We start from the raw sequence: 18,791 nt of genomic DNA on the forward strand, positions 1-18,791 counted from the left end.
CCGTGTAAGGGGAAACTCTTACGCACGGTTTTGGAGCCGAGCCGGGGAGGCGACTCTCCGGCTTAGGTTAACCGACCTGGCAGAAGTTGTCAAGATGCTATCGAACAATCATTCACTAGATTGAGTGACAATCCCAGGGGTAGCAATGACAAATGGGTTCTAGAAGCTGATATTAAAGGCTTCTTCGACAACATCGCCCATAAATCCATCCTGAAAATGATTAGTAACTTTTCAAAAAGAGAACTAATCGAAGGATGGTTAAAAGCGGGATTTGTTCTCAAAGGAAAATTAAACCCTACAGAGACGGGCACACCACAGGGAGGAGTTATTTCACCTCTCCTAGCCAACATCGGATTGCATGGATTAGAAACATATATAAAATCCACCAATAAACGATTAGGTGTGGTCAGATATGCCGATGACTTTATCGTCACGGCTAGAGAGCGGGAAAGTCTCGAAACTGCCAAAATCCAGATTCAAGCGTGGATGTCAGAAAAAGGACTTGAACTCAGTCCTGATAAGACGTTAATTACGTCAATAGAAGATGGCTTCAATTTCTTGGGTTATAACCTCAGACATTACAACAGAAAACTGTTAATTAAACCCTCAAAACCTCAAGTTCTCAATTTTTGTAAGAGAATCGGTCAAGAGATAAAAAGTCTGGATGGGAGTAACCAAGAGGCAATAATTAGAAAGCTGAATCCGATTCTCAGGGGTTTTGCCAACTACTATAGAGGGGTAGTTAGCAAGCAAACCTTCAGTTACATTTCACACAGGGTATGGGAATACCTCTGGCGGTGGTGTAAACGCCAACATCCTAAGAAAAACACAAAGTGGGTCAGAAAAAAATACTTTAAAACCATCAAAGGCAATAAATGGACGTTCGCTACCACAATTAGCGACCGCCGAGGAAAAGAAAAAATTATTACTCTTTACCAGATAGCGTACACGCCCATCGAACGTCACATAAAGGTTAAAGGGAATACTTCACCTGACAACCCTCTTCAACAAGAATATTGGCTCAATCGAAACCAAAGACTAGGCAAATCATACTGGAGTAAGGGCAGTAAATACTATTCCATCGCTCAAAATCAAAACTGGACTTGTTCTATCTGCGGAGAGCTATTGTTAAATGGAGAGGAAATAGAAACCCACCACATAGTACCTGTTGCTAAAGGCGGTACTGACGACGAGTACAACCTACAGCACGTCCACCTAGCGTGTCACAAACAGGTACATTCCAAAACTCAAACCCAGTCTCAAAAGGCCTTAAGTTAGGCTTGAGCGCAGTGAGTTGGAAACTCTCATGCTGCGTTCTCAGGGGAGGGGAGAGCGGCGACGCTCGAACCTTACCCGACGGGAAAGGAGTGGTAAGCTGTGTTGCATCTAGATTGCCTATGGTATTAGAGAGGGAGAGGGGGTGAAGGGGAAAGGGGGAGAGGATTTGACGATTTTTGATCGGGACTCGAAATATACAATTTAAATGCACAACAGCTTAACACTCCCGCTCTACCCGACTTATTGATTGGGGTCTTGTGATATTAGCGAGACCCTTCTTTTTTATCACAACTGGGTACTTTTTCACTCTTGAGATTATTTTGTCAATAAGCCGAAAATTTTTTGAATTCTACGATCGCGCGAAAACAGACCACTGTAAAGGTTCAGGGGCGCTTGTCGCCCCCTGAATCCTGTCCCATACCTTACCGCTCTTATTGATGCATTTGGGCTTCCCGCTCGACTCGCTCCGTCGGAACTGATTCCATATCAATCAGGTTTTAACTGCGGGTAAGCAGTATGCTCAATATTCATAGGGAGTGGATTATTTTTATATCTGCACGCATTAGTCATGGTTTGCGATCGCAAAGCAAATGCACTCTCGGCACAAAAAAGTAGTAATTTGACATGAAATTGCAGGCTCTTGCTGGACATTTTCGGATAAAAACAGGTAGAGTGCAGCCCCTGCAAATACCTATATTTGACTGATTTTGTACAGCATACACCTAATTGTATACTGGCAATGCCTAACTTTATGGGAGACAAAAATTAGCTAATTTTTAGCGTTTTTAACAACATCTAAATTCATTTAATAGTCAAGTTACGAACGCTGAATTCAATTAAAAATGCTGATAAATTGTAGTGGCGAACCCTTTAGTGCGATCGCTTTAGAGACACCTTGGGCGCTCGCACAAGCAGAATTGTTACAATATGTGCTATTTTAAGTAAAAAATCTTAACAATTGTAGTTGGTAGTGCTAAAGAGGAAGGATGAGAGAATGAAAACGAGTGTCCCGATTGATCAGGAAAACATTATCGTTTTCTAAGAAGTTGGACAATCACATTGGTTCGATTTGGAATTTTATCCATAACTACAATGCTTCTTTGCCACCTTAGAACATCCTTTCCTGTTTAGCACTACCTCTACTTCTTCCAATTTTTGACTTTTTCGGGAAAATAAACTTAACAAAAAGTAATAAAAGTTAAAAAAAGTAGGAGAAATACTTACACGTATTGCTCAGGACTTACGTATTGACAGCAAGACAATCATCTGCATTAGCTCTGGCAACCTCAAAACGATTTAGTCTCAACACCTTTCAATGGCCTGTCTATACACCTGCTACTACCGCTTGCGAGTTATTGAACATGAGCTTCCTGATGTGATTGAATTGGAATGGAACTTCCTGATGTAATTTATAAGAAGAACCAAGAAGGTGAAACCCTGGAGGCCTGACACATCTGTGTAAGCACATCTAAGCCTTCCATATCAATCAGTTGATCTTTGTATGAGGAGAATCGTGAGTGGTTGTTGATAACCAGATTAATTCAGCGGTGTGGGAAACAACAGATGAGTGCCCGCTTTTTGCGGTATCTTTACAGAAACTCTTTGAAAATAAAATTCCTCTCATCCGCATTCGGCAATTTGCAACCTTACAGGAGTGTGATGCATTGGTTGCTCAAGCCAACTTGCTGGGTTTTGACGCCTACAAGGATGTCACTCCCAAGATTGAGCGCATTGGGATTACTGTCTTCGAGTACAACAGCATTGGCAAAGCGGATTACTTCCAAGCAGTAGACCAAGCGGGCAAAAAGCAGCATCACATCACTTGTGCCTCCTTCAATCCCTTGCAGCGTCTGATGGGACTGCTCAAAAATCATACGGGTGCAACAGTGAGAATCGCCTCAGAATCCTTCTATGGTAATTATCATGCCGGATTGACTCGGAAAATTGAGCGGGGTACGCAGTTACACATTGATTATGCGCCCTCTGAGCAGCGAGAATGGGAGGTCGGAGCGGTAGTTGCTCAACTCTCCTGGAATTTGTATCTTCAGGTGTCTTCTAGCAATCCTGGTAAAACCTCCATTTACGATCGCCAGTGGCATCCCGGCGATGAGAAATATAAGCTCGATTCCTATGGATATGACGATGCGGTGGTTGCTGGTGCAAGCAGGATCAGCTTTCAGCCCCAAGTGGGGGAGGTGTTCATCTTTAATACTCGAAACTATCACATCGTTGAGCCAATTGAAGGGCATCGCGTGACGTTTACCTCTGCACTAGGGCAGCTCCCTAATGGTGAGATCATATTCTGGTCTTGATGTTCCAAGGTTAATTCTGTTAAATATTGCGGAGAAGATCCAATGCCACTAGCGGCTGTTATGATTGCCCCTAACCAGCCAGTTGAATTGCGACAACTGCCCGATCCTGTACTTGAAAAAGGGGGGATTGTTATGCAGACGCTTTACTCTGAGGTTTGCGGCACCGATGTGCATTTACTGCGGGGGCATCTTGGGGGCGTTCCCTATCCAATCATTCCGGGGCATTTCTCCGTTGGTCGCGCGATCGATATGGGCGGAAGTGTGTTCGATATTGATGGACAGCCTATCCAACCGGGTTCGATTATCACGTTTCTGGATGTCAACGAAACCTGCAATAACTGCTGGTATTGTCTTGTTGCGAAGGCATCTACTCGCTGTCGGCAGCGTAAAGTCTATGGGGTTACGTACTCAGCAAATGAGGGTTTACTCGGTGGTTGGTCTCAAACGATCTACCTGAAGCCAGGAGTTAAAATTCTGACGCTTCCTGAAGGGGTGACACCGGAACGATTCATTGCTGGTGGGTGTGCATTGCCGACTGCGTTACACGCTATCGATCGCGCGAAGATTCAAATTGGCGATGTTGTGGCGGTGCAAGGGTGTGGTCCAGTGGGGTTGAGTATAGCAATCTTAGCTTTGCTATCAGGGGCCGGTCGGGTAATTGCGATCGACTTGTATGAAAGTCGTTTAGCAGCGGCTCGAGCGTTCGGTGTGGATGAGGCGATCGCCATTGACGAGCAAGCACCACGGCAGCACATTGAGCGGGTTTTGGAATTAACCAAGGGTCGTGGTGCAGATGTGACCATTGAAGCGACGGGAGTTCCCGTTGCGTTCAAAGAGGGCATTGAGATGACCAGAGATGGTGGTCGCTATGTCGTGGTGGGGCACTACACCAACACGGGTGAAATCCTCATCAATCCCCATCTGGAAATTAACCTGAAACACATCGAGATTCGAGGGACATGGGGCATTGATTTCAGTCACTTTTACAGAATGCTCCAGTTGCTCAAACACGATCGCGCTCATCAACAAACAATTGCTTGGGAACAAATCATCAGCCGATTTTATACACTTGAGGAAATTAATCAAGCACTGGCAGACGTAGAGCGGGGATTGGTTTTGAAAGCAGCGATCCAGCCCAATCCGTCTTAATCGAAAAGTTGTTGGCAGGGGGATAAGATACATGTTAGGGGATAGACAAATTGCATTCATTGGCAGCGGCATCATGGGCGAGGCAATGATCGGTGGATTGCTCGCTAAAGAGGTCGTAACAGCCCATCAGATTATCGCGAGCGATCCTCTTGAAAGTCGTCGCTTATACATCGAAAAAACCTATGGTGTGCGAACCACTAGCAGCAATACCGAAGCCATTCAGGGAGCAGCGATTGTCGTTTTGAGCGTAAAGCCGCAAGTATTAGGAGCACTCATGCCAACGCTTAACCGCCAAATTGACCCTAATGCTTTAGTGATGAGTATTGTGGCTGGAGCGACCATCCAATCTATTAGTCAAGGATTGAGTCATGCACCGATTGTTCGTGTTATGCCGAACACCCCGGCTCAAGTAGGGATGAGCATGACCGTCTGGACGGCATCGCCGGAGGTCACCGATACACAGTGTTCCGATACCCGGAGGATTCTCCAAGCATTAGGGGCAGAAATGGCTGTGCCCAACGAACAGGAGGTTGATTGGGCAACAGCAGTGAGCGGTGCGGGCCCTGGATTTGTGCTTCTGTTTATTGAAGCAATGATTGATGCGGGGGTTCAGATGGGTTTGAGCCGCACCCAAGCCCAAACCCTGACGTTGCAAACGATCTCGGGCAGTGTAGAACTGATGCGTCAGACCAATGAGCATCCAGCGGTGTTACGCAACCGAGTCACGAGTCCCGGAGGAGTCACGGCGGCGGGTCTTTATGAGTTAGAAAAAGGTGGACTACGGACAACCCTGTGTGATGCAGTTTACGCGGCCTTCGAGTGCACTCAAAAGTTAAGTCATCTGAATGAAAGTTTCTTTCCTCAGCGTCCGTCCTCAACTGTAATATAGTTCAGGGGCGCTTGTCGCCCCCTGAACTAAAATTGTCTAACCGCTAAACTCTCAGCCATTTCAACATACTTGGATTCTTGTCATAGCGGTATGTCAAACCGTCCCTAGTAGTGATAGAACCTCCTTTACTTGCCTTACTTCTGATAGTGCTAATGGAATAGTTAGTTAATTCACTTATTTCCTTATGAGAAAGCCCTTCACTTGTGATTGTTTCCGTCAATATTTGTGATTGGCTTTGCAACTCATTATTAGGCGTGCTTTGAATATTTATTATTTTTTGATTTTGATAATCCTGCACAGTCAAAAGTTGCCAACTATAATCTTGTGAAAGTTCTAGAACCCATTGATGATAATTAAATAAACTTTCTCGATGTCCAACACTAATAAACGTTGTTTTCGTCTCTTGTAATTGTTGGTATAAGTTTCCTTCATTCTTCAAATCTAAGGCACTTGTTGCTTCATCTAATATAGTGAACCTTGGATTAGTCACCAACAGGCGTGCGAAAGCCAGGCGTTGTTGTTCTCCCAAGGACAATATATTCTCCCAAGGAACTTCAGTATCAAAACCTTCAACTCGACTTAGCAAATTTTGTAGGTTTACTTGTTGCAAAACTTCTTCGAGTTCTGCGTCGGTCAATTGACGATTAGTTTTAGGATAAAGCAACTGTTCACGCAAAGTTCCCAGAATTATATAAGGACGTTGGGGTAAGAATAAGACTTCTTTTAGAGGAGGTCGCACCAAACGACCAGTTCCCGCATTCCATAAGCCAGCAATTGCCCTCAACATAGAACTTTTACCTCGACCACTTGGTCCAACAATCAATAAGCCTTCTCCTGGCTGAACAGTTAGTGACAAGTTTTCGACGATTACCTGTTCATAGTTTGGCGTTTGTAAAGTGACGTTCTCAAAAGCAAAATAATTCTCTTCTATTATTTTAATAGTACCGACGTTCTCAGGTTGTTTTGCCACTGCTTCTAAAGCATCTGAAAAATCAGATAAACGCTGAACATAACTAGAAAATCGCCCTGAAACGCCAAATTCAGCTATTAATTCTTCCAAAGCACCGGCAAACATATAGCAAGCTGTAGTAGCTTGTCCAATTTGTCCGAAATCAATTTCACCTCTAATAAATAAAGGTGCGAGTACTAAGAGCGTGAGAAATTCGATAGTACCCCGATATCCTCTGTTAAAAATTGCCTGATTTCTCTCCCAATTAATCTTTTCTTTAATATTTTTTATGAGAATACTAAATCGGCGTTGAATTATATTCAGCTCTTGTTTTTCTCCTTGAAAAAAGGCTATTGACTCAGCGTGATTGCGGACATGAGTTAGACAATAACTATAATCAGCTTTAGATTCAATTTCTGCTTGATTAATCTTGATTAATTCTTGATTTAAGTAAACAGCAATAAAGTTTCCTATAATTGTATAGATAAGCAGAGCAAGAGCTATCTGTTGGGAAATTGTCCAGACAACTATTAAAAAAGTTATCATTTCTAGTGCTTTTTCTAGTAAAGTAGCTGAAAAACTGAGCGCACTACTGGTTATCGGTTCAATTTCTTGAGATAAACGTTGATCGGGGTTATCAATATCAGCTTTAAAATTAATTTTATAATAAGCACGATTATTCAAATATTTATTTAAAATAAAATTATTAAGCCATTGATACCAATCAATAGAAATTTGCTTTCTAATAAATTTAGTAAAGCCTATTAAAAGTGTTATCAAGACAAGTCCAACAGCATAAATTGCTAAAGTATAAGTAAATTTTGAATAATTTTTTTCTTGAATTATGACATCAATTAAATAACGATGAATAAAACTATTATAAGTAGTTGCAGCTACGAGACCCAATATTAGCAATATTAGGAGAATAAGCATTCCCCATGCGCGGATTACATCTGAAAAAGCTCTTTCTCCTGGCTTTGTTGGATACCAGTAAGGGCCGGCGATCGCTCTTATATCTTTCCAGAATTGAATAAAATCTGAAAATACATTTGTTGAGGGTTTAGTTTGAACAACTTGAGTTTGCATATTTTAGAGATAAACTGAAATATTTTAGAATTAGATTTAATACTTTTTGGTGTTAAATAATCAGCACTAATTTTTCAACTCATATTACCTAATTCTTGAGTGCGGTTCAAAGCAGCAAGCACTGCATTAGAGATGACAGTTCGCATACCACCTTTTTCTAACTCGTAAAGACCAGCAGCAGTCACTCCCCCAGGACTTGTCACTTTGTTTCGTAAGACTGCTGGATGTTCGTCAGTCTGAAACATAAGTTCTATACTACCAGCAATCGTATGCAATGTTAGTTCTTGGGCTTGTGTCCGAGTTAAACCCATCTGAACCCCAGCATCAATCATCGCTTCGATGTACAGAAACGCAAATCCAGTCCCCGCGCTACTCAATGCCGTTGCCATATCAAGGTAATGTTCATTTTGGGTAGCAAATTCCTTGCCTAATGCTTGTAAAATGGTTTGAGTATGCGATCTCTGTATTTCTGTCACACTTGATGATGCGCTCCACACCGTAGTCCCATGACCAACTTGTACTGCAAGATTCGGCATTGTACGGACAACGGCAGGATGATTCAACCCTTGGCACAGAGATGGAATACTCGCTCCTGCCACAATACTAATTACTAAAGCATCAGGCGAAATTTTACCCTTAAGCATAGCCATAACGTCTGCCAAAACCTGCGGCTTCACCGCCAAGATTACAATCGATGCACCTTGCACAGCTTCTATGTTGCAGGTTGTAGTACTTACTCCATATTCCCTTTCTAAATAAAGGCATCGTGCAGACAGTGGATTACTAACAATAATTATCTCTGATTGTTGAACAGTTTTTGTTGATAACAATCTACTAATTATCATTTCACCCATCGTACCACCACCAATTAAGGTAATTTTTAAGTTTGTCAGCATATTTTATTCTCTATTTATTAAACTTAAATTTTTGAAGTTATTTGTTTTTTTGGAAAATCTTGCGTCTAAAAAACTTTTTTAATTTTGCATTCCAAACGAAACTAACAGAAATATTTAGCTCATCAAGAGAGTAAACTTGATGCCACCAAAAGGATGGAAAAAAAAGTATTTCACCAGGTTCTAGGATACACTCTATATATTTTGCATATCTAAATTGAGGAAATTTATCAAGGTCAGGTTGGTCAATATTTAATTGACTCATGAATGGTACTTTTGAATGTTTGGGGAAAGGATATAGAGAATTACTTTGTTTTGGTTCAAACAGCAAAATTCGCTTTCGACCACGCACTTGACATAACACACTTTCTACTGGATCGTGATGTAACTGGGTGATATTGCCATTGGTACTCATCCAGAAAATAGTAGTCAGGGATAAGTATTTATCAATATAATTTGGAATTTCCATCTCTGAAATACCCAACCAACGAGCGGTATCTAGGGATAAGTTTTTATCAAAAATATCTGGAATTATAATATCGGGAAATAGTTCAGGGAAGGTAATATGAATTGGATATTGCTGAATGTAATAGTATTGGTCATGTTTTTTTTTATTCACAATCCAATCCGTGAAGTCAGTAAACTTCATTTTTTTGGTAGGGTAATTTACTCCAACTTCTGGATCAAAGGTAAATATTTTATTGTCAGAAACGCGAGCATTGATTTCTTTGTTAGCTAAAGCACTATTCAAATAATCCAATGACCATAAAGAAAATGCTTTCCATTCAGCTACTATCCCAGTAAAGATGACAGGATGTTTATAAGAGAGAGCTATGTGTTTAAAGTCCTCTGGCGTAGGTTTATGAATACGTTCAATTTGACCAACTGAAGTTTGATTAAATTTATTTTCTACAGTGATATTCATAGATACTCCTCAGGTTTATTGGTAATAAAAGTATTTAAAGATGGCTCTCCCGTACTTAGTGTGATAAATTTTGCTAATCAATTTGCCGATTGGCTTGAGCAGAGCGAAACTCAAGGGTCTAAAACTAATAAGTTAGATTTTGTACCTCTACGAAAGGTATAACGCTTGTATGACAGGCTTTCCAAAGCATTCATTACATTTTATTATCACTTCAAGTACGGAAGAGCCGCCTTCTTTGACAGCATTGGGAACGCCTGTTGCTTCAATAGTTATATCACCACCATATCCGTTTGTCAATTCCAAAGCCCGCTCAATGTGTTGTTGTGGAGCGTCAGCTTTAATTGCAAGGGTTTCGTCTACATCGAATGATTTTGCAACTGCTAATCGGCTCTCAAATTTATCAACGACAATTACTTTGCCCGCACCTGAGAGCAAAGCGAGAATTGCCACACTCAAACCCACAGGCCCGCAACCCTGTACCACAACAACATCACCAATTTGAATCTGTGCTCGATCGATAGCGTGTAGTGCAGTTGGTAAAGCACATCCCCCAGCAATAAATTGTTTTGGTGAAACTTCTTCGGGTAATGTAAAAACTTTAACCCCTGGTTTGAGGTAAATCAATTCAGACCAACCACCCAGTAACCCATCTTTGGCTGAGTAGGTGACACCATAAACTTTGCGTTGGGGACAGCGAGTGGATGCTTTGGCTACTAGACAATACCAGCAGTTGTAACAGGTTTCGTGAACATCGAGAAAAATGGCGATCGCTCCAGGCTCAATTAATTTACCATTGACATTGCTAACCCGTCCACCTGTTTCTACCACACGACCAACTGAGAAGTGACCGGGAATAATTGGATACGGTACTCCCTCTAAACGGCCATGCAGTAAATGTACATCAGTTCCACAAACCTCAGAATATAAGGTTTCAAGAATGATTCCACCCTTTTCCAGAATCGGGTCTGGTAATTGTTGGACTACAACGGGTTGATTAGGTGCAGTCATCACAGCTGCTAAGGGCATAAATTACTTCCTCACTATATTTACCAAATTGCTTCCTGCTTCCTACTTATCAACTTCAAGACCACAAAATAATTTCACCGTTAGGTAGTAATCCGATCGCGGAAGTGAAAGTCACACGTTGTCCATCCATCGGTTCAACAATGTGATAGTTGCGTGTATTGAAAATGAATACATCTCCTACATAAGGTTGGAAGCTGATTATGTCTGCATCTGCAATTACTGTATCACCATAGCCGTAGGAATCGAGTTTATATTGGTCATCTCCTGGTTGCCACTGGCGATCGTAAATACGTGTTTTACCATAATTATTAGCAGAAAATTTCAAGTACAAATTCCAGGAAAGCTGAAAAATAACTGTACCAACTTCCCATTCAGATTGTTCTAACGGAGCATAATCAATATGAAGTTGAGTACCCTGCTCTATTTTTCTAATGAGTCCTGTGTAGTAACTACCATAGAATGGTTCAGAAGCAATTCGCACAGTCGCGTCTGTACATTCTTGAATTTTCACCATTAAGCGTTCTAATGGATTGAAAGAGGCTGCCATAATGTAGTCTCTTAATTTAGTTGTGCGTTCTACTGCTTGAAAATAAGCTGCTTTACTAATGCGATTATATTCAAACACTGTGATCCCAATTCGCTCAATCTTGGGATTCACATCTTGATAGCAGCCAAAGTTTAACAATTCAGCTTGAGCAACTAACATTTTACACTCTTGGGGTGTAGCAAATTCTTTTAGCCGAATTAAAGGAATTCGGTTTTCCAAGAGCATTCTTAAAGACTCTTTAGTTAAGGGATATTCTTGCTTCTTGTCCCAAACCTTGGATTTAATCTGGTTAGAATCGGTAGTCATAATACAGTTCTTTACGTTTCAATATCGTACCTATTGATAGGAGTGTTACTCCCAATTATGGGTGTTTACAGACAACGTAAAGACGCAAATTTAGCGTCTCTACATAGTTTTTTAGCAAATGTCTATTGATTGGTTTCTTGCTTGTTCAAGAAATTTTTCGAGTTTTTGAACTAGGGTTTGGACATGAGGTGGTGACACCATGTTTAGATGATTACCAGGAACTACAACCGTTTCTATATGTTCCACCAGTTCTTTCCAGTAATATTCAAAGTCGGTATCAGTCTCACTGGCTTTAAATATAACCATTGAGCCTGAGTAATATTGACCTTGGTAATTTTGTACGGCTTGACCGTTGATCTGGAAAATTTTTAGAAGATGGGGAGCTTGATCAAAGTCAAAACCTTGTAGAACTACATTTTTCTGTTGAGCTTGTTCCTCAACATAAATTATCTGCTCCTCTGGCTCTAATTGCCTCAGTTCCTCTAAACAGAGGTTTAAACGATCTTTGAATAACTCTACTAATAGGAAAGCATTGTCTATTAGTCCTTTATAACTTAGACAAGGAGGATTAGTATCTATTAGAGCCAACAGAGCTATTTGTTCACCTTTATGGGAAAGTTGTTGAGCCATCTCAAAAGCTACTAAGCCACCAAAAGACCAGCCAGAGAGAAAATAAGGGCCATGAGGTTGAACCGTTTGTAACTCTTGGATATAGTGAGTTGCCATTTGTTCAACGCTAGTATGAGGATGATTTTTGGGATTTAAACCAAAAGATTGTAGCCCATAGAATGGCTGTTCTGAATTCAAATAATAAGCAAGATGGTGATAACAAATGACATTTCCCCCGCCAGGATGAACACAGAACAGAGGTGGTTGATTACCATTAGTGTTGATAGGAACTAGAGCAGACCAAGGTAAAGAATCTGTCGAGGAACTCAAGAAATTTGCTAGTTGTTCGATAGTGGAATATTGGAACAAAATAGCTAAAGGCAAATTTATCTGGAAATGTTTTTGAATCTGTGTCATGAGACGAACAGCTAAAAGAGAATGACCTCCAAGTTCAAAGAAGTTATCTCGGATGCTGACAGGATGAATTCCCAGAATGTCTTCCCAAATTTGTAGCAGTTGAAATTCCCCAAGATTTTGGGGTGCGTCAAAGCCTTTTTGGAGTTTCTTTTGAACAAGTTTGTGAGGCGGTCTAACTTGCGGAATTTGCTCTGCTGAAATCCTTTCGATCAGTGTTTCAAGGCACTGCTCTGGAATATCAACAATGCTATTCAACAAAGCCTGAAAATGTTCCAGAATCAGGGTTATAGCCGGATTGTCATAACGGTATCGGTTGTAGATAATGCGAAACTCTAACTCTGAACTTGGGCTAACCAGAATGGTGAGGGCATATTTCGTTTGCGCCCCTATAGAACGAGCCTGAGATTGATTCATACCATAGTTCGCGGACTGTTTTACTGATGAATCGACTGGATGGTTTTGGAAAACCAGAAGGCTTTCGTAGAGGGGTAATGCTCCGGGTACTTCACTCCATTCGTGAATTTGTCCTTCAGAGCAGTATTCATAATCTCGTTGCGTGAAGCTTTGATCGTGGATGTCTCTAAGCCAAGACCAAAGTGATGTTTGGGGAGAAACCTGGAGCCGCATGGGTAAGGTATTAATGAATAGACCTAACATGGATTCAGCTCCTACTAATTCTGAGGGACGACCAGAGAAAGTCGCGCCGAATACCACATCTTCCAGACCGCTATAGCGACTCAACAGCAAAGCCCAAACGCCTTGAACTAAAATATTTAAGGTCAAGTGATGTTGCCGCACCAAAGACTGTAAAGCTACTGTTGCCGAAGTTGTCAAGCGGGTTTCTTGTTCACCATAGCGCTCTTCCTCAGCAGAAAAATTAACAGGTTCAGCTTCTATTCCTAATGGGGTTGGACTTTTGAAACCTTGAAGTTTGCCCCGCCAGAATGCCTCTGCTTCTGACAAATTCTGCTGTTTTAGCCAGGCGATATAATTTCTGTAGGGATGACTGGGTTCCAGAAGTAAATCTTGATTTTTGCTGAATGCCTCGTAGAATGCGAAAACCTCCTTGAAGATTAGAGGCACGCACCAGCCGTCTGTAAGAATGTGATGAGAAGTCCAGACGAATTGATAGGCATTCGAGCTTACTTGGAAAAGCGCAAAACGCATTAGTGGTGGTTCAGCCATCTCGAAACCACGCAGTCGGTCTGCCCTGAGATAGGTTTCTAATTTTTCTTGCTGCTGGGACAGAGAAAATCCGCGCCAATCTTGCTGTTCCAGTGAAATTTTTACTCCCTTCAATACAACTTGAAGTGGCTCATCTTGATTTTCCCAAATAAAGGCTGTTCTGAATATCGAGTGGCGATCGACGAGACGTTGCCAAGCTTTTCCAAAAGCTAAAGAGTCTAAGTCTTCTTGTAAGTTTAAAATACACTGCTCAAGATGTATCCCTGACTCAGAAATAGATAGAGTCTCGAAGAGCATTCCTTGTTGTGAAGAAGAAAGTGGATAAATTGATTCAATGTTTTTAGTTTGGAATCGAGCTAATAACTCATCCAGTTGTAATTGATTTAACTTTACATCTGGAAAATCACTAGGTGTATATCCTCTAGTTTCTGCTAACTGACAATGTTCTATTATTGACCTGATTGCTTGAATATAGCTCTGTGCCACTTTCTCCACTGTGGCACGAGTATGAACCTGACTATCGTAAGTCCAATCAATTAGTAATTCACCTTCTACTACCAGGGCATTAATATCGAATAGATGGTCACGAGCTTGCTTTAAACTTTGGCTAGATCCAGTAGGTTCGGACGCAAATTTCCAACCAGTTTCTGATTGTACTTGGTCAAATTGTCCCAGGTAGTTAAAACTAATTTCTGAAGTGGGAATTGTCTTTATTTTTTCATTAACAGTCGTATCTTTACACAAGTAACGCAATATACCGTAGCCAATCCCACGATTAGGAATCGCTCGTAATTGTTCTTTAATAGATTTGATTACTTCTCCTGCTTGGTTTAATGAAGGTAGTTGCAATAATACGGGAAACAAACTGGTAAACCAACCTACTGTCCGTGATAAGTCTACATCTGCAAATACTTCTTCTCTACCATGTCCTTCTAAGTCAATTAGTACCGTTGAATTTTCCGTCCACTCTGCTATGGAAAGTACTAATGCACTTAGCAGTATATCGTTAATTTGTGTGTTGTAAGCTTCGTTTACTGACAATAGCAGAGTTTGGGTTTCTTCTTGACTTAATTTTACTGATACACAAGCAGCACTACCGACTGTATTTTCTGGTTGAATGTCAGCATGATCTGATGGTAGTGGTGTTATCTTAGACCAAGCTTGGTTCAGCCAATAGTCTAACTCAAGTTTTATAATTTCTGACTGTGCATAATTGTTTAATTTTTCTGACCAATCAATAAATGCTGTTGTTTTGGCACTTAGCTTTGGAGGTTCCTGAGTAATTAGTTGTTGATAAATTATTTGTAGGTCTGATAATAAAATTCGCCAACTTACACCATCTACTGCTAGGTGATGAATAATAATTAGTAACCTAGCATCACTTTCATTGCCCAAGTTAAACATCACCGCTTGCATTATCGGCCCTGTTGACAAGTTTAAACTTGCTTGATACTCTGCGGCGATTTTTTCTAGAGCTAGCGGCTGTTCACGTTTGGGCATTGATGATAAATCTACTACGGCAAATGGTATCCTGTCATCTAACCCTTGGTTTATTTGTTTGTATTCATCTCCAACCGATGTGAATTTTAGACGCAAAGCATCGTGATGCTCTAGTAATTTTTTCAGGGCTATTTCAATTAATTCACTTTGCAGATTATTTGGAATCTGCAATAAAATTGATTGATTATAATGGTGGGATTCGGGGCGATTTTGTGTAAAGAATCTTTGTTGAATGGGTGTTAGGGATACAACTCCCGTCACTATACCTTGTTTAGACTCAACACTCACTGTTGTATTGGCAATCCTGGCAAGTTCGGCGATGGTTTGGTTTTGGAATATTTGTTTGGGAGTGATTTGTAATCCTGAGTTTTTGGCACGAGAAACTATTTGAATACTCAGGATGGAGTCGCCACCAATTTCAAAGAAGTTGTCGTGAATGCTGACTTTTTCTTTGAGCAGCAGTTCTTGCCAGATATTGGTTAATATTTGTTCTATGGCGGTACGTGGTGCTACGTACTCATGTTCCCGGCTAATTTCCCCATCAGGTGTTGGTAGTGCTTTGCGGTCTAGTTTGCCGTTGGGTGTTAACGGTAGGTTGTCTAAGGTGACAAAGCCACTGGGAATCATGTATTCTGGTAGCTGTTGCTTGAGGAATTGACGCAGTTGGTTGGTGGTGAGCGATTTATCACTCTTGACTACATAAGCAACTAAGCGTTTGTTACCTGGAATATCCTCTGTTACAATCGCTACGGCTTGTTGGATTTGGGGGTGGGTATTGAGGGCTGCTTCGATTTCTCCAAGTTCGATGCGGAAGCCGCGAATCTTCACTTGGTTATCGATACGACCAAGGTATTCGATATTACTATTACTCAGGTAGCGTGCCAAGTCTCCTGTTTTGTAAAGACGTTCTGTGACATCAGAAAAGGGATTTGGGATAAATTTTTCTTGGGTGAGTTCTGGGCGGTTAAGGTAGCCTTTTGCCAAGCACACACCACCAATGTACAATTCTCCTGGCACACCAATGGGAACAGGCTGTAAATAGCTGTCTAGAATATATACAGTCCTGTTAGGCAGAGGACGACCAATAGGCATTTTTTTCAGATTGATGTCTTCACTCAACTGGGGAATGATTTCAAACAGGGTTGCAGTGATAGTTGTCTCTGTGGGGCCATAGGCGTTGAGCAGACGAACACGAGATATTGCACTTTGTTGCCAAATCGCAACATATTCGGGCAACATTACATCTCCACCAACAATCACAAGTCTCAGTTGGCTGTTGGTATCTAACACTTGTGTTTTGGCCCACTCTTGAGCCAATTGTTGCCAGTAGGCTGTTGGGAGATTAACGACAGTCAGTCCAAAATCCGAAATTATTTTTTGGAAGTTTGTTGGAGTCCATACATCTGAGCCTTTCAATACCAAGGTAGCGCCAGCTATTAGTGTAGGAAATATCTGTTCTAATGAGGCATCGAAGTTAATTGAGGCAAACTGGAGTACACGATCGCTCTCTACAAGTGCGTAAGCTTGTTGAATAATACAACAGTGGTTGGCGATCGAGCCATGTGGGATCATAACCCCTTTAGGCTTTCCAGTAGAACCAGAGGTATAAATCACATAAGCCAAATTACTTGCTTGCACATCTGCGAGGGAGGTAGCCCCGCCAAAGGCGATACCTACGGGCAGTTGCGCTAACACATTATCCTGACTTAACTGAGAAATAAATTGCCAGTCAGTATCTAAACATACAATCTGCCCTTGATGTTGAGGTAACTTTTCAAGGAGTTGCTGTTGTGTCAGCAGCACTGGAACTTGAGCATCTTCTAGCATAAAGCTCAAGCGTTCTTGAGGATACTCTGGATCGAGTGGCACATAAGCCCCACCCGCTTTGAGAATACCCAGTAGTCCCACCACCATTGAGAGCGATCGCTCTACACACAACCCTACCAGCACATCTGGTTTTACACCCAAAGACTGCAAGTAATGTGCTAACTGATTAGCGCGACAATTCAATTGCTGGTAAGTCAGTTGTTGATTTTCAAAAACGACTGCTACAGCATCCGGGGTGCGCTCAACTTGCTCCTCAAACAACTGATGGATACATTTATTACCAGGATAGTCTACTTGAGTGTTGTTCCACTCAACGAGTAATTGCTGTTGCTCAACTTCTGTCAGCAATGGCAATTGCGAAATTTGCTGCTGCGGGTTAGTAATAATACCTTCCAGCAATGTCACAAAATGATGGGTCATCCGCGCGATCGTGCTGGCATCAAATAAGTCAGTGTTGTACTCCCACACACCCACCAACCCAGTAGCAGTGTTCTGCATTGATAAACTCAAATCAAACTTTGCCGTTGCGCTTTCTGTCATCAATGGAGTAACAGTTAACCCCGTTAGTTCTAATGCAGACATGGGCGCATTTTGCAGAACAAACATTACCTGGAACAGTGGTGTATAGCTGAGATCCCGTTCTGGCTGCAATGCTTCCACAAGCATTTCAAAAGGCAAGTCCTGATGAGCATACGCGGATAATGCTACTTCTCGAACACGAGTAAGTAATTCACTAAAGCTCGGATTACCTGCCAAATTTGTACGCATTACTAAGGTATTGACAAAAAAGCCAATTAACCCCTCAATTTCATTACGATTACGGTTAGCAATGGGAGAACCAACCAAAATATCTGATTGTCCTGTGTAGCGGTAAAGCAGAATATCATAAGCTGCCAACAGCGCCATAAAGAGAGTACAACCTTGCTCCTGGCTCAATTTTACCAATCTATCAGTTAACTCAATTGATAGTGCAAACTGTTGATATGCGCCAGGAAAAGTCTGTACAGCAGGTCTGGTTCGGTCTGTGGGTAATGACAACAAAGCTGGTGCGTTTGCTAGTTGCTGTTGCCAGTAAATCAATTGGCTTTGTAAAACATCTCCTTGCAACCAGTCTCTTTGCCAAATGGCGAAATCTGCGTACTGAATTGGCAGTGGTGTTAAAGGTGACGGCTGACCTTGAGAATAAGCATTGTACAGTGCTGCTAGTTCTTGGATAAGTACATTTATTGACCAAGCATCAGATACAACATGGTGCATACACAATAAGAAGACGTGTTTTGTTTGAGACAGCACTAGCAATGTCGCTCTGAGCAATGGTTCACTGGCTAAGTCAAAGGCTTCAATAGCTTGTTGTTGCGCTAATTGCTGTAAAGTACTTTCTTGTTTGGTTGTCGATAAATGCTTCAAGTCAACAATTGATATAGCCCTCTGTTCCTTCTTCCCTGTTCCCTGTTCCTTAATAATTTGCGTTGGTTGTCCATCAACAGTGACGAAATTAGTGCGTAACGCTTCGTGGCGATGAATAATTTCTTGTAGGCTTTGTTGTAGCGCTGCAACATTAAGAGTTCCTACTAGACGCAAAGCCACAGGAATGTTGTATGAGGCGCTGTTCGGCTCAAACTGGTCTAAAAACCACAAACGCTGCTGAGCAAATGATAGTGGTAAGTCTGTATTCTTGGCTCTTGGTAGAATGGGTGGTACAGACAGTTGTAAATTCTGTTGCTGTAACTGCTCAATGAAGAGTGCCAATTCACCTAATGTTGCTGTGGCAAACAATTCACGCAATGGTAGTTCCACTTTGAAAATGTTGCGGATACGTGAAACTAGTTGCGTTGCCAGTAGAGAGTGTCCTCCTAGTTCAAAGAAGTTGTCATAAATCCCCACTGCTTCTAC

10 protein-coding genes and 2 pseudogenes are annotated in these 18,791 nt (G+C 41.5%); 6 read left to right on the forward strand and 6 right to left on the reverse strand.

Features of this window, described 5'->3' with window-relative positions:
- Positions 1 to 84: 84 nt before the first annotated feature.
- From QUB61_RS31875 to proC (QUB61_RS31895), 6 genes and pseudogenes are all read left to right on the forward strand, one after another.
- A pseudogene (locus tag QUB61_RS31875) lies at positions 85 to 561 on the forward strand (reverse transcriptase domain-containing protein); the annotation flags it as partial.
- Positions 559 to 1,278 (forward strand): group II intron maturase-specific domain-containing protein, encoded by a 720-nt coding sequence (locus tag QUB61_RS31880; protein WP_333134180.1) that lies wholly within the window; start codon positions 559 to 561, stop codon positions 1,276 to 1,278. The pseudogene QUB61_RS31875 and the gene QUB61_RS31880, both read left to right, overlap by 3 nt.
- A 998-nt stretch (positions 1,279 to 2,276) precedes the next feature.
- A pseudogene (locus tag QUB61_RS40195) lies at positions 2,277 to 2,390 on the forward strand (IS1 family transposase); the annotation flags it as partial.
- Positions 2,391 to 2,795: 405 nt separating this feature from the next.
- Positions 2,796 to 3,590, forward strand: coding sequence for a 2OG-Fe(II)-dependent halogenase WelO5 family protein (locus tag QUB61_RS31885; protein ID WP_333134177.1), 795 nt, complete (start codon positions 2,796 to 2,798; stop codon positions 3,588 to 3,590).
- 42 nt (positions 3,591 to 3,632) lie between these two features.
- On the forward strand, positions 3,633 to 4,739 hold the full coding sequence (locus tag QUB61_RS31890; protein WP_333134175.1) for a zinc-binding dehydrogenase: 1,107 nt from the start codon (positions 3,633 to 3,635) through the stop codon (positions 4,737 to 4,739).
- 31 nt (positions 4,740 to 4,770) lie between these two features.
- Complete coding sequence (proC, locus tag QUB61_RS31895; RefSeq protein ID WP_333134173.1) at positions 4,771 to 5,628, forward strand: pyrroline-5-carboxylate reductase; 858 nt, start codon at positions 4,771 to 4,773, stop codon at positions 5,626 to 5,628.
- A 43-nt stretch (positions 5,629 to 5,671) separates the two neighbouring features.
- Here proC (QUB61_RS31895) and QUB61_RS31900 read toward each other — a convergent pair whose 3' ends face one another.
- The 6 genes from QUB61_RS31900 to QUB61_RS31925 form a co-directional block, all read right to left on the reverse strand.
- Positions 5,672 to 7,663, reverse strand: a complete 1,992-nt coding sequence (locus QUB61_RS31900) for an ATP-binding cassette domain-containing protein (RefSeq protein WP_333134171.1) — start codon at positions 7,661 to 7,663, stop codon at positions 5,672 to 5,674.
- A 74-nt stretch (positions 7,664 to 7,737) separates the two neighbouring features.
- Complete coding sequence (gene proC / locus QUB61_RS31905) at positions 7,738 to 8,559, reverse strand: pyrroline-5-carboxylate reductase (protein ID WP_333134169.1); 822 nt, start codon at positions 8,557 to 8,559, stop codon at positions 7,738 to 7,740.
- A 37-nt stretch (positions 8,560 to 8,596) separates the two neighbouring features.
- Positions 8,597 to 9,481, reverse strand: coding sequence for a cupin-like domain-containing protein (locus QUB61_RS31910; protein WP_333134167.1), 885 nt, complete (start codon positions 9,479 to 9,481; stop codon positions 8,597 to 8,599).
- Positions 9,482 to 9,628: 147 nt separating this feature from the next.
- On the reverse strand, positions 9,629 to 10,507 hold the full coding sequence (locus tag QUB61_RS31915; protein WP_333134165.1) for an alcohol dehydrogenase catalytic domain-containing protein: 879 nt from the start codon (positions 10,505 to 10,507) through the stop codon (positions 9,629 to 9,631).
- A gap of 55 nt (positions 10,508 to 10,562) precedes the next feature.
- Positions 10,563 to 11,360, reverse strand: a complete 798-nt coding sequence (locus QUB61_RS31920; RefSeq protein WP_333134163.1) for a hypothetical protein — start codon at positions 11,358 to 11,360, stop codon at positions 10,563 to 10,565.
- Positions 11,361 to 11,471: 111 nt separating this feature from the next.
- On the reverse strand, positions 11,472 to 18,782 hold the full coding sequence (locus QUB61_RS31925; protein ID WP_333134161.1) for an amino acid adenylation domain-containing protein: 7,311 nt from the start codon (positions 18,780 to 18,782) through the stop codon (positions 11,472 to 11,474).
- Positions 18,783 to 18,791: the final 9 nt, after the last annotated feature.

The organism is Microcoleus sp. C2D2, assembly GCF_036702495.1.
In the GTDB taxonomy this organism is placed as follows: Bacteria; Cyanobacteriota; Cyanobacteriia; order Cyanobacteriales; family Microcoleaceae; genus Microcoleus.